Here is a 14,297-nt window from a genome sequence, read left to right as displayed (position 1 = left end):
GCGGCCAGTACCGAAAAAATGGACAACACGATCAAGATCTCAACTAGCGTGAACGCTGGACGATCCGACGAGATTCGACGCGAGTTTGTTTTGCCGTGAATCAACATTAGTTGTCCGCCTGCAGGTCATAGTTGGTCATGTTGTCAACGCGATCTTCCAAAGCGGTTGATGTTGGCAGCACCTGGCCAGGCAAGCGACCAACGAAAACGCCGCTGCTCTGATTGTTGGCGACGAAGTTACGCAAATAAGGGTCAGGAAACGGATGCGTTGTGTGCGTCGCAGCACCAATTCCAGCGCCACGCCCCGGCAACTCCGAACCATAGTGATCCGCATCGACCGCCCATCCCCATTGGCTGCGGTAATCAAACGCGGTCAACTCGGACGCTGAATTCCAAGGATTGGCGGAAATGCCAAATTCACCATCGGAACCGGCTGACGCAATCAAAGGACGAATTGACCAAGGTCGGACCTTTCCCCCACCTTCGACACTGGTGGCTTGCGCCGAACTAACCGGTGGGGAGCCCGTGTCTGCATAGGCGTAATCGCTACGAAACAAATCAAAATCATCCGCCGTTGTTCGATCAACAACTCCGCTTGGATCGACATATCCAACCGGCCAACGCACGAACATCAACGGGCGTCCCCAGCCGTCAAGAATCTCTGGCATGAGATCGCCATCGGTATCACCGATATTGGTATCCGGAATCGCATCGATTGCTGGCGTCCCGCCGACAAAACTGGTTGACATGATCAGAAACAAGCATTCGGCGCCTTGATGTTCAACCGTAGGAACCGTCGTCACACGACTTCGGTATGCCGCCAGCTGACTCGGGACGTTCGCCGAATCAGCCGTATTTGTGTTGACCCTGTCGATACCAAACCAGCTGACGTTCATCATGCGCCGGCTTGCCGGACTACTACGTGCTCCCACAACATTGCCGCCAACTGTCACCACGGGACTGACTGCCGCTCGAAGCCGGACTGGATCGCCGGTTCCTACGACAATGTCGGACCAACGATCGGGCATTTCCATTTTCTGTAGATCGCGACTCATCATCAAACGTATTCGCGACGCTTCGGTTGCCAATGTTTCAAACCCGACCTCTGTGCCTGTCTGGTTTCCTGGCTGAAACATGTCCGGAATTTCGACTGGCAATGGTCGGTACTTGTACGATTCGTACTTTTCCTGAATCACACTATCGATCGTCGCAATGATCGATCGCGTGCGAGCTTCACGGGAGGCATTGGCAACGCCCTGATAAGACGCGCTAACCATCCCCGCCAATAGTCCCAGCAATGCAATGACGATCAGCAACTCAACCAACGTGAAACCACAATGGTTAGGTGCCAGCCGATTGGAGCCGGTTCTCGGTCGTTTAGTGATGAGTTTCATAATAGATTCAAGTACGATTGGGTCGTCAAAGCAGACGTTACGTGCAGCACCGAATCACTGCTTCACATCATCGACCAGTTTTGCTTTTGCAAAGCTAGCGATGTTGTCCAGCTGCGCGCTTTCGATTTGGTTTGGAAATCCAGTTTCCTGAAATCCATTGACTCCCGTGATCAGCAGTTGACCAGGCGTCCCCACATCAGTGCGCGGCGCCGCGGCTTGGCCAGTTGGATACTGAAAGTAAACAGGTTCGGCATACGTATCGCTGTCGACGTTGAAACTGACGACGTTGCCGAAGCTTCCATCCAAACCGGGGGCAACCAGCTGAAAGGTGTCGCTGTTAACAAAACGCCAAGCGTTTACGGCAGCTATGTCGGTTGCATAGTTGGCGCCCGACGGATTGGCGACTGCTTCAGTGGAAATGTACGGACGAACGCCGCCAAAATCAGTACTTCCATATCCATTGAAGTCACCAACTCCACCATTGATATTGGGATCAAAGTGGGCATAGGTCCGTGAGTCGAAGTAAACGAACGGGCCACCTTCAGTCACTGATGCATACGTGAGCACCAAATCACCATCGTCGGTGGATGTGTACTTATTGGCTCCGGTCAGAGCTGCTGACGCATTCACAGACGACAATGACAATCGGCCCGGATCAAAATCGTGAAGCGAATTCACTCTGTCACTGTTAATCTGGTAGTTGACTGGATTCTGCTGGGCAGCGTTGACCTGCGTAGGATTCGAGGCTCCCGCCGGGGCCGCATAACTATCTGAACCATTTCCGACCCAAGCCAACGGACCCCCGGGGCCAGTAAAGGGATGCTGAACATCTTCGCTGTATGCACCAAGCGTCCAGACAATCGCCTCGGCACGATCGATCGCTACCGGATTAAAAACGCCACTGACATGAGTCATGTTTTGCAACAACAGCATCTCATTGGCCGCCATCCGCGGGAACAATTTGCGATAGTGACGTTGTACAACCGCCCAATTTGAAAAGTCCGGCGGATAGTCACCGTACTTTTGCTGGTAGCGTTCAGTTGCACTGGAAAGCGACTCCATTTCAAGCCGTATCGCAGTAACGCTGGAGGTTTCGATTGCCGTCCGGATCGCCGGCAGGGCTAAGCCCACCAGGATACCGATGATGGTGATGACAACCAACAGTTCCACCAACGTAAAGCCGCGGCGGAGGATCGTTTGGGGGTTGGGTTTCACTGGAGCGTTCATGCTTTGACCAATGTTTGCTCGGATGGATCGTGAATGAAAGGTTGCCGTGGATGACATGCGTGATTCGTTTCGTTTTTGTCTGGGCAGCCATTCGCTGACAAGACTCTGTTTGACTCGGGATCCCGCCAGGGGCTGACAGGAAAACGGTTTCGTGTATCGAGTGAGTAAGTGAGGTGTTGGCTTGGTTGCCGTGCGGCTAGCGACTATGGCCAACGCCCGCGGCTAACCGGGGTTTCTTGGTCTCGCCAAACGCTTCGCACGTTTGACGAGACCGTGGGTTTGCGGTCCTGGGTTATGACAGTCCACTAATCAGGGAGACCAATGGCATGAACAAACTGACCACGATGAATCCAACCGCCAGCCCCAGGAACACAATCATCAGTGGTTCCATCAATGCGGTCAGAGCATCGGTCAAAACACGGACTTCTTCGTCGTAAGTGTCAGCGACCTTGTACAACATCGTGTCCAACTCACCGGTCTCCTCGCCGACGTCGACCATGTTGACCACCAAGTCATCGACGATGCGAGATTTAATTTTCATGCCGTAGTAGACGAGTGCAAAAAACACGCCCAGCGCGATCGCGTAGAGCGCCGTGAACTGCAGCGTCTGGACCATTCCGTCTTTGTCCAACTTGGTACCGGTCGCGGTCAGGGCAACGGACATCAACATGATGCCGGGAAACGCGCCAAAGAGCGCGAAGATCACGGCCGTCATCGGATGGAATCCCAACGTGCTGCCTTCACGCAGCGGTTTGCTGATCACTTCACCTTCGCGAATCGATACGTTGACCTGTGAAAACAGTGTTTCAAATTTGCCGTTGCCGGCCGTTTCACGAGTAATGTTGACGGCTTCCAAGATCGGCACACCACTGGAAATCAGTGTTCCCAAGGTTCGCGTGGTCCGTGCCAAAATGTTCTTTTCGATCAAGCTGCCGAAGATCGGCACACGGATAATGAACATGTCAAATCCCATCCGTCCGTGCCGGAATTTGCGAATCAGTTTGACCATCAACAGGAAACAGATCGGCATGATGATCAGCAAGAACCAGTAGTCCGCGATGTAGTTACTCATCGCAATCAACAACTGCGTCGGCACCGGCAGTTTCAACCCGAACTCTTCGAACATCTTTTCAAATGTCGGCACGATGAAAATCATGATGAACGCCAGAATGCTACACGCGACCATCACCACGATGACCGGATAGATCAATGCACCTTTGACTTTTCGCTTGAGCGATTCAGCCCGTTCCAAGAACTCGGCCAGACGCTGGAGAATGGTCTCCAAAGCACCACCGGCTTCACCGGCTTTGATCATGTTGACGTACAACCGACCGAACACTTTGGGACACTTGCCCATCGCTTCGCTCAGCGTGGCTCCGCCTTCGATTTCGTCGCAGACGTCCATCAACGCGTTTTTCAGTTTGCCGGGCTTTTCGTTTTGTTCCAAAATTTTCAGACTGCGCAGGATCGGCAACCCGGCGTCTTGCAAGATCGATAGCTGACGTGTGAACGCACAAATTTGTTTGGTTTTGGCACCGCCCATCGCGAACGGGCGTTTACGTTTGCCGGTACTGTCAACCGTGGCGGCTTGCTTCTTGACGGAGATCTTCGTGACGAAGTATCCCATCTGCCGAATCGTGGTTTGCGCCTCTTCTTCGTTGGCAGCATCGATCTCGTCCCGGATTTCCTGCCCGGTCGCATCCATCGCTTCAAATTGATAAATCGGCATGGGAAAAGTTTGAAGTTGGAAGGGTGAATTTTGAAAGGTGCATGATCGCCGTGGCGATCGTGATGACTTGGTTGTCTAACTGCGTTGTCGCACCGTGATGGCGGCGCGACGTCGCAGGGCGGTTAATCTTGAACGGTTTCGCGAATCACTTCGTCCAGCGTCGTGACTCCGTCGGCGGCCAGGTTCATGCCAAATTCTCGCAGCGTGACCATGCCATCCGATTCGGCTTCGTCACGCAGTTCGTCGGTGGATGAATTGCCCATGACCATTTCACGAATCTTGTCGTTCATGATCATCAGTTCAAACATCGCGATTCGACCTTTGTATCCCGTGTTGTTGCACTGATCGCAGCCAGTGCCTTTGAAGAACTTTTTGTCTTCCAGGTCTTCGCGTTCCATGTTCAGTTCAAACAGCATCTCGGCTGAGATGCGAGTTTCTTCGCGGCATTTGGTACAGATGCGGCGCACCAATCGTTGAGCCAAAATGGCTTCGACGGTGGCACAGATCATGAACGTCGGAATGCCCATGTCTTTTAGACGCGTCACCGTTGCCGGGGCACTGTTGGTGTGCAGCGTGCTGAAAACCAAGTGACCGGTCAGCGCGGCCTGGATCGCGATTTCGGCCGTTTCCAAGTCACGGATCTCGCCGACCAGAATCGTGTCGGGGTCCTGCCGCAGGATCGCTCGCAAACAACTGGCAAAGGTCACGCCGGCGTCGTGATCGATGGGAATCTGGATGATGCCGTCGATGTCGTATTCGACGGGGTCTTCCGTCGTGATCAATTTGTCTTCGGGTTTGTTCATTTCCGACAGCGACGAATACAGCGTCGTGGTTTTGCCGGATCCCGTCGGGCCGGTCACCAAGATAATTCCGTTGGGTCGGTCGATGACACTCCGGAACGTCGACATTGTCTTTTCGTCCATGCCGACATTTTCTAGCGACAAGTTCACGACGCTCCGGTCCAACACTCGCATGACGACGCTCTCGCCAAAAATCGTCGGCAGAACGCTGACGCGAAGGTCGACTGGGTGACCACCGACCATCAATTCGATTCGGCCGTCCTGTGGCATGCGGCGTTCGGCGATATCCAGGTTGGCCATCACTTTGATTCGCGTCGTGATCGCAAACGCCAAGTGACGTGGGGGGGGAACCATTTCGTACAACACGCCTTCGGCTTTGATCCGAATCCGGAATTCATCCTCGAACGGTTCAAAGTGAATGTCACTGGCGTGATCCTTGATCGCCAGCAGCAGCACCATGTTCAACAGTTTGCGAACCGGCGCAGCATCGGACAACGCGGCGGCGTCGGCGATGTTGAATTTTTCGCTCTCCATCGCCGTGATCGCGGCCTTGAGGTCTTCGTCATTGGCCAGTTCGGCGACCAATTTTTCGACACTCTCGGATTCGCTGTCGTAGTGACGTGTCAGCGTCTGCATGATGTCGCGTTCGGTCGCGATCACCATCGACACTTCCATGCCCAAGAACGTTCGTAGTTCGTCTTGGATGGTCAGGTTCTGGGGGTCACACGTGGCGATCGTTAACACCTGGCGATCTTCGTCGAACCGAATGGGCACGATGCGATACAGCTGTGCCATCGTTTCGGTGACCCTCTCCAACAACTCTGGCTGCAGATCGGCCTCTTCGAGCGACACGGTCTGCATCGCCATTTGTTCGGCGAGCGCCTGAATCAATTGCTCGTCCGTGATCAACTGCATGTCTTCGGCAATTTTGCCCAACAACGCACCGGGTTGCTGCTCTTGTTCTTCGAGCACAATCTCCAGTTGTTCGTCGGTCAAGAAACCAAGGTCGACGAGGATCTGTCCAATGCGACGTGGTGCCATGAGGAATGCTTTTTAAAAAGTGGGGGGAGGTGTCGGTATGTTCGCTGTCAATCAATTCGGTGCATCAATCACTCTTCTGGCACAGGAACCTGCTCGTCTTCTAATCCGCGTCGTGCCTGGACGATTCGCTTTGCCAAGTCATCGGGACGCTGCGCTTTTGACAAAGCGTCTTCGACGGTAATGCGTTCTGCTTGCCAGTGATTGAACAAGGCGTCGTCCATCAACTGCATGCCAAATTTGGCACCAGTCTGCATTGAACTATTGATTCGGAACGTTTTGTTTTCGCGAATCAGGTTGGAGATACCCGGAGTCACGTTCAGGACTTCATAAGCTGCACACCGGCCGCCGCCAATTTTGGGCAACAGCGTTTGCGCGACCACGCCGATCAACGTACTGGCCAGCTGCGTTCGGATCTGATCCTGCAAGTTGCCCGGGAACGCATCGATAATCCGGTTCACCGTTCCTTGAGCACTGTTGGTGTGCAACGTGCCAAAAACCACGTGCCCAGTTTCGGCCGCACTAATGGCTGCTTCGATCGTTTCCAAGTCACGAAGTTCGCCAACCAGGATCACATCGGGGTCTTGCCGCAAAGCACGACGGATCGCTTCGGAGAAACTTGGCACATCCACGCCGACTTCACGCTGATTGATCGTGCTTTCGATATGGTCGTGATAAAATTCGATCGGGTCTTCGATCGTGATAATGTGGTGGTCAATCGTTTCGTTGATCAAGTTGATCAAACTGGCCAGCGTGGTACTTTTTCCCGATCCCGTTGGGCCGGTGACCAAGAACAACCCGCGTGGTCGGTGGACCATTTTCACGACGGCTTCTGGCAACCCAAGCTGCTCGGGCGTCAGTTTGTCGTTGGGAATCTGACGCAGCACCATGGAAATGAAACCACGCTGCTTGAACACCGACACTCGGAATCGCGCGGCATCGCCGAACGCAAAACCAAAGTCACAGGAACCGGTTTCCTGCAGTTCGCGCTGACAGCGCTCGGGCGTGATGCTCTTCATCAGCCCGACCGAATCTTCGGCCTCGAGCGTCTTTGTCTCCAGTTTTCGCATCCGGCCATGCAATCGAAAGACCGGTGGCTGCCCGACAACGATGTGAATATCGCTGACGCCCTGCTTTACGGCTGCCTGGAGCAGCTTGTCAATCAGTACCGTTGCCAAGAGATCATCTCCAAAATTGGCGTGGTTTCGGCCTCGTTCTCAAAAGCTGGGCTTCACGCGAATCCGCCAACTGGATCAACCGGGTTCGCAAAGGAACCGGGACGAAACACTGCACTGGAGGAATCTTGAAACGGAGCGAGTTGTGAAAGGAGGAACAGAAAAAAGTGGATAAGTATATTTTGATCAGCCAAAAATTCGCGGAAGGCAATAAGGAAGACAAGTTCCGCTGGTGGCTTGATAACGCATGCTTTTAAGGTTTCGAGACTGAATTGCCGCTGAAAAGTGCTGGGCGACCGAGCTCTCGTTTGTGTCAGACAGCAGCATTATCACTCGCAAACGCTCAAAGACCAAAAAAACCGCCCAAGAGACCAACTATTGGTCCCCGAGGCTGCCATAACCCCACCCCTGCTGCAAACTGGCCAGCCGCCGAAACGGACGCTCGGCCGATGCCCTCTAGAAGCAATCCTAAACACCCCACACGGGGTAACCCAGGCAAGGCCTGACAGGCGCGGATTCGCACGTCCAAAGACGTGCCGGACGCGTTCGATGCGGGCTAAACTTGCCGAGCAGATTTGCCACCAAACCGCTTACAGCGAGTCCAAATCGTCGACGATGTGCTGCATCGCCAGGCCTTCTTGCTCCGTCTTTTTGGCCACCCGGTAGACCTCTTCAAACGTCGTGATTCCGCGAATCACTTTCAGCATGCCGTCGGCGTAAAGTGTTGACATACCGTTATTTATCGCTGCTTCGCGAATCTCCTTGGTAGGAGCGGCCTTGAACATAAACTCGCGCAATTTGGTGTTGATCATCATCAACTCGTAAATGCCGATTCGACCGCGGTAACCACTCCTGGCGCAGTACGGGCAACCCTTGCCTCGACAGAACTCTGCCTGCTTCACCATCTCCGGCGGAAGCCCCGAATCGGCAATCACACTTTCGGACGGTTTGTACTTAACCTTACAGCGGGGGCAAATAGTTCGCACAAGACGCTGAGCCAGGACCGCAATCACACTACTTGCCACCATGTAGGAGGGAACACCGATGTCCACCATACGTGATATGGCACTGGGCGCATCGTTCGTGTGCAGGGTACTGAATACCAGGTGTCCAGTTAGTGAAGCCTGGATTCCCATCGATGCGGTCTCGTGGTCACGCATTTCGCCGACCAGAATAATATTGGGTGCTTGGCGAAGCATCGCGCGAATGATCAAGCCAAAGTCCAGCCCAATCTGGTGCCTGACTTCGACCTGATTGATGCCTGGCAAGTAGTACTCGACCGGGTCCTCCGCTGTGATGACTTTGCGGTCCGGCCGGTTCAAGGCGTTCAGTGATGCGTACAGGGTGGTGGTCTTTCCGGACCCCGTCGGACCTGTCACCAAAATGATTCCATTGGGACGGCGGATCAGCGAATTGAAATTTCGGAAATCACGCTCGGAGAGCCCCAACTGCCGGACGCCGACTTTGATGTTGTCTTTGTCCAAGAGCCGCATCACGCAGGACTGGCCGTGGTTGGTTGGAATGACACTCACCCGAAGGTCTAGCTTCTTATCCCCCACAGTGATGGTGATTCGTCCGTCGGTTGGACGCCGTTTTTCGGAGATGTCGATCTTTGATAGCACTTTGATACGAGCAATGATCGCCGATAGCATTCGCCGGGGGGCGCTTTCGCGTTCGACGCACACGCCATCGATTCGATAGCGGATCCGGACTCGCTCTTCAAACGGTTCGACGTGGATGTCGCTGGCCCGCAGCTGAACGGCTTCGGCGATCATCAGATTGACCAAGCGAATGACCGGAGCGGAACTGTCATCGACGGTTTCTTCTTCCGACGTTTCGCCGCTTTCGGTTTCGGTAAAGTCGATCGCCGTATCCGTAAATTCCTGGAGCATCGAGTCAGCGGATTCACCTTCGACCTGCCCGTAGTACTGGTTGATCGCCCCCTGAATAGCCTCTTTGGGTGCCAGGGCAGTCTCGATCTTGCGGTTGAGAATGAACCGCAGCTTTTCGATGGTTTCCAAGTCAAACGGGTCGGCAATCAGAATCCGGAGGGCACCGTCTTCATCGCTGAAGGGCAGCACCATGTTCTCGCGGGCGACCGATTCAGGCACCAATTCGATGACTTCGTCGGGAATGCGTTCTTCCCGAAGGTCCACGAAGGGGATTTTATGGAATTCGGCCAGCGCCAACGCGACTTCCTCGGGCGTTGCGTACTCCTGCTGAACCAGGACTTCTCCAATATCCACCTTGGTGTCTTTGGAGATCTGCTCCGCATCGGAAAGCTGATCGAGGCTGATGACGCCTTTTTTGAGAAGCAGGTCGGTGAATTCTTGCACACTGGCCATGCGAAGGTCCTAAATTTGCCGCAATATGTAAATGAGATGAGCTATCAAGCAGGATACCATCCACCTGTTAGAACCGCATTAGGAAAGCCAGGGGAAATCAGGCTGGCAGGGCAAGCTGGTCCGAAGAGAACGGCAAAACCACTGGATGCCGTTGGGTACTGCCTGTGAACGGGAGCTGATTGCCGGTGAACTGGGCCATTAATGCTGGCCCTGAAAGCCGAGAACGAACCTGAAAGCTGGCCCCCGAATTCGGGGCCTGCCTTCTTGCCTGCAGCCCGGACCGCGATCAGGCCCTGGTCAGTTGCTCCGACGTGTTCTTGCTGCGACGGCCTAGCCCTTCTTTTGAAGCGTCGTCATGTATTCGACGATATTGATCAGGCCCTGTTGATCAAAGCTGTGATGCAGATTTTCGGGCATGATCGACTTCTCGCTCTTTTTGAGCTGTTCGATGTCGCCGCTGGGGATCTTGCGATCGATAGCTTCGGCCGTGCGGATCACGACTTCGTCAGCGGTTTCGCTCACTTTGATCCCCACAATGACTTGGCCCGATTCGGTCAGCACGCTGTAGTTTTCGTAGTTGTGACTGATCCCGGCACTGGGGTCCAGAATGGATGTCAGCATGGCTTCGCGAGACAGCTTGCTGCCGATTTCGGAAAGATTGGGGCCGACTTCTTTGCCAAAATCACCGACGACGTGGCAATTGGAGCAGGTCGCTGCCGATCGAAACAATTTCATTCCCGCGTCGGCGCTCCCTTTCAACGTGGCCAAGCGATCAATGGGCGGCAGTGGTTTTTGATTCTTGGACGCTGGCTGCGGCAAAATCTTGGCAGCCTGCTGCTTGATCCCTGCATCTGCCGATCGGGCCAACAACGCCCCCGCCAACAAACGGGTGTCACCGACCAGTTTTTTGGACTTCGCGATTTCCAGCAGCGTTTTCTGACCTCCCTGGCTTTTGGTCAAACCGACCACGGCGGCGCGGCGCACGTCGTACCCGATTCTTTCGTCACTAGCGTAATCGCTCAAGATTCGACTCGACCGGCCATTGCCCAAGAATCCCAATACTTCGGCGACACGTGCGGCTGCGGCGGTGTCATCGCTGCGCAGCAATGCACGCAAACGATTGGGACCGTCGGGCATCTCGCCCATCATTTTGGCGGCTTCGACGGCTGCCGAATTGTTGCCGGCAAACAGCAGGCTCTCGATTTTTTGCTTCATGCCGTCGGGTCGAAATCGCTGCAGCAACGAAAGGTATTCCGGAGTACCAGCCATTCGATCGATGTGACGGGCAATAGCGGCCTTGACTTTATCGTTGCTACTGAAATCATAGCCCTGCATGCGTTCGATCGCGCGAACGACAATGGCGTCCTGGCGAGCCTGGTCGGCGAGGGCAGGAATCGATTGAATAGACAGTAGCGCTGTGATTGCAATAAGGATGCGATTCATGGTTGATCGGTGTCGTACGAAATGAAGTGAAATGGGTACGAGCCTGGGGCGGTGAACACACAGGCTGGACTGAAAAAACGTCGGCGCGGTAGATCGCGACATGCGACATTCGCCGACGCAGGAAAGCGACAGCGAAATCAGGGCAGGAGAGTTTCCAGTGCGGCGGTTCGCGTGGCAGCGTCGTGGTATTCCAGCGACCGAAAGTACCGATTGGTATCTTCCAATTTCAGATTCGGGTCAGCGATGATCGACACGATCGCGCTGGCTGCATCGGGAGCCCGCACGCGCCAAACGATGTCTCGGCCGGCGGCGGTTTTCCAATTCCCGCCAGCAGCGACCCAAGCTTCAAAACACTCCTGGGCGCGGACGTCGCTACCGATCCCCAGTGCTTCCAGGTACCAACGATCTTTGCCGTCGTGCGACTGAGCAAGTTTGGCCCATACGGCGGGCATGTCGGCCGATTTGTCAAACCGAAGTGCGACGGCCAATTCACGGCGGACCGCAGACGACGAATCACTAGCAAGCGACGCCAATGCATCCGATGGCACCAACCCAATTTGCTTGGCCAGACGAATGCCAGTGATGCGAATATTGGGGTCGGCATCATTGATCGCCGCTTGAACATAATGATCACCGCGACCATCGATTTTGCCAAGCAGCCACAACGCACGTGCTCGTAAACGCGGCTCTGGATCGTTCCACAAATTCAGCAGTTCGCTCTCGGCGCCGGCGCCCATCTGGTGCAGCGCGGTCCAGGCACGGTAGCGCACCGACAAATTGCAATTCCTTAGCGCGGCAACCGCCCCCGCAGCGGTCGAATAATCAAACTTGGGAACGACATACTTTGCCCCCGGTGGTGCGATCCGAAACAATCGCCCACGGTCGCTGTCACCTTGCTTGTGTCCGCCGACCCCCGGGTCGTACCAGTCACTGACAAACAAAGATCCATCCGGGGCAACGCAGACGTCGGCCGGGCGGAACCACTTGTCCGTGGTCCCGGTCATCAATGGAGCGATGGTGGCTTGGTAGCCGGCGCCATCGGGCTGCGACGGGTACGCACGAACGACGTTGGGGCCGGGATCACAGTGGACAATCTGATCCCAAAAACGCTTGGGCAGCAGGCGGCCTTCGTAAAAACAGATTCCGCTGGGCGACCCCGCGCCGGTCTGCAGCATATTGGGCACGACACCGGGATCGTTTAAATGCCAGTGCTGCAGCGGGATCTCGTCTTCCATAGTGATTCGCGAATCACGCCATCCCGCACCGGTCAGTTCGTCGCGATAGCCGTAGTTGCCTTGCTCCATCACAAAGTTGATACGCGTGCCACGGTTTCCGTCGTCGTCATTATCGCTTTGCCAGAGCGTGCCAAACGAATCGACCGTCGTCTCCCAGTTATTGCGAAAGTTGTGCGCCAAGACTTCAAAATTGGATCCATCCATGTCACAGCGAAAGGGCATGCCGCCGTAGAGCGGCTTGCCATTGTCGACAACAGGACGACCGTGAATATCAATCACCGTGTCGCCGTTGGCATCTTTGACTTGTTGACCGGTGTTGCCAAAATTCCAATAGAGTTTTCCGTCTGGGCCGAACAAAAACGAGTGCGCCGAATGGTCATGCTGTGGCTGGCCGGTTTCGGTAAAGATTGCCTCCTTTTTGTCAGGAACATCATCCCCATCGGTGTCTGTGAATCGCCACACCGTGGGCGTCGCCGTCACGATGACTTGGTTGCCCAGCACGCAGATGCCCATCGCGGTATCGATGTCGCTGCCTTGGTAATACGTTTTAACATCGTCCATGACACCGTCGCCGGTCGTGTCCTCCAAGATCAAAATGCGGTCGCCTTCGGGGCGTGATCCAGCGTTTCTGCGGTAGTTCATCACATCGCAAACCCAGACGCGGCCACGATCATCGACGTCCAGATTGGTCAGGCTTTTTAAATGGGGTTCGCTGGCGCAGAGCGTGGCCTGCAAGCCATCGGCAACTTCGATTCCGGCCAAGGCGTTTTCTGGTTTTCGCTGATCCATCGCGTCGGAAACCAGTTTATCTGAACCAGAAACGTTGACTTTGGCCGAGTCGCCGACCGGGATCGAAAACTTCTTGATCGTTTCTTGCAAATTGAATTTTGGCTTGGGTTCGTAATCTTGATTTTCTAACAATCGATCAATGTCGACGTCTTCACTAGCCAGTGACGAGCCGTTCTTTTCAATTTCATCGCCAGCCGTCCAGCGAATCGCATTGCTGACCAAACGGAGCATGTCGTCATTGGCCCAGTTCCAATGAAAATGGCCGCCCGTAAACCCAAACGAACGCCCTCCATCGGGTCGATCAAATGCCCAGGCAACGACTTGTTGTTCGCCTTGCTCGACGCTTTTGCGAACAGCCGGGTTGCCGCTGTGTGCGCCATCCCGGCGGCTCATCGTTGCGGGCGGAGCAACTGCCGAAAGAATGGGCGTGACCTTGCCTTGATCGCTAAATCGCAGATGAAAGTACCACTCATCGTTGGTTTTGAACGGTTTGACACCGTTGGTGATCGGGTGCGTCGGAAGCGAAACAAAATCGGCGTCCCAATGCGGATTCACGCTCCAATTGATCTCGAAGTGACCGCCCAGCATCGCGACCCAATCGTCGCCCGATTCGCCAGGAATCATTTCGACGGCGTAGTGAATGCAAACCAATCCGCATCCATCGGCCAGTTTCTTTTTCAGAGCGTCGCGGTGATTCATCGCAGTGTGCCGTTTGCCGCCATCGCAGTAGATGACGATCGAATCGGCCGCGTCGATGACCGATTGATCCGACGGCCAGCCTTTGACGACCGTCACATCGACGGCATCGGTGCTGCCCTGGATGGCTTCCTGCAGAATTTTCAAACCGGCGTAATGTTCGTGGGCTCCGTAATTATGCGATGGAGTGCCGGCGATCATGAGAATATTCTTCTTGGCCAACGCGTCACTGGCGCCAAGAAACGCAGAGAGCACAATTGCCAGTAAAACACAGCAACGAAGATGCATGGAGAGACCTGTCCGAGGTGGGAGGGGCGGGATCGGAGAACGCAATAGTCTAACAAGAATCAGCAGCGGTTTATCAATTCGTCGGCCAAAGCCTGTGACTGCGTTGGCTAAACCAGGCGACTGCGTCGGCTAAACACCA

General features: G+C 54.7%; 8 protein-coding genes and 1 pseudogene. All 9 read right to left on the bottom strand.

Annotation, left to right across the window (positions count from 1 at the left end; all coding sequences use genetic code 11):
• Positions 1-20 precede the first annotated feature (20 nt).
• Positions 21-107 (bottom strand): annotated as a pseudogene (locus K239x_RS28310) (hypothetical protein); the annotation flags it as partial.
• Complete coding sequence (locus tag K239x_RS06775) at positions 107-1,393, bottom strand: type II secretion system protein (RefSeq protein ID WP_145417023.1); 1,287 nt, start codon at positions 1,391-1,393, stop codon at positions 107-109. The pseudogene K239x_RS28310 and the gene K239x_RS06775, both read right to left, overlap by 1 nt.
• A 54-nt stretch (positions 1,394-1,447) precedes the next feature.
• The gene (locus K239x_RS06770) at positions 1,448-2,620 is read right to left on the bottom strand and encodes a type II secretion system protein (protein ID WP_145417022.1); all 1,173 of its coding nucleotides are present in this window, start codon (positions 2,618-2,620) and stop codon (positions 1,448-1,450) included.
• 292 nt (positions 2,621-2,912) lie between these two features.
• A complete protein-coding gene (locus K239x_RS06765; RefSeq protein ID WP_145417021.1) occupies positions 2,913-4,349 on the bottom strand; it encodes a type II secretion system F family protein in 1,437 nt (478 codons plus the stop codon).
• A gap of 122 nt (positions 4,350-4,471) precedes the next feature.
• Positions 4,472-6,190: a GspE/PulE family protein gene (locus K239x_RS06760; RefSeq protein WP_145417020.1), complete on the bottom strand. Its 1,719-nt coding sequence runs from the start codon at positions 6,188-6,190 to the stop codon at positions 4,472-4,474.
• A 68-nt stretch (positions 6,191-6,258) separates the two neighbouring features.
• Complete coding sequence (locus K239x_RS06755; RefSeq protein WP_145417019.1) at positions 6,259-7,365, bottom strand: type IV pilus twitching motility protein PilT; 1,107 nt, start codon at positions 7,363-7,365, stop codon at positions 6,259-6,261.
• A 587-nt stretch (positions 7,366-7,952) separates the two neighbouring features.
• Positions 7,953-9,707, bottom strand: a complete 1,755-nt coding sequence (locus tag K239x_RS06750) for a GspE/PulE family protein (RefSeq protein ID WP_145417018.1) — start codon at positions 9,705-9,707, stop codon at positions 7,953-7,955.
• Between the two features lie 330 nt (positions 9,708-10,037).
• A complete protein-coding gene (locus tag K239x_RS06745) occupies positions 10,038-11,150 on the bottom strand; it encodes a hypothetical protein (RefSeq protein ID WP_419189757.1) in 1,113 nt (370 codons plus the stop codon).
• A 137-nt stretch (positions 11,151-11,287) separates the two neighbouring features.
• The gene (locus K239x_RS06740) at positions 11,288-14,158 is read right to left on the bottom strand and encodes a PVC-type heme-binding CxxCH protein (protein ID WP_145417016.1); all 2,871 of its coding nucleotides are present in this window, start codon (positions 14,156-14,158) and stop codon (positions 11,288-11,290) included.
• Between the last annotated feature and the right edge of the window lie 139 nt (positions 14,159-14,297).

Origin of the sequence: Stieleria marina (assembly GCA_007741555.1) — a bacterium.
GTDB lineage: Bacteria > Planctomycetota > Planctomycetia > Pirellulales > Pirellulaceae > K23-9.
The sequence above is the reverse complement of the archived record's forward strand: the minus strand, read 5'-3'. Positions and strand labels throughout refer to the sequence as shown.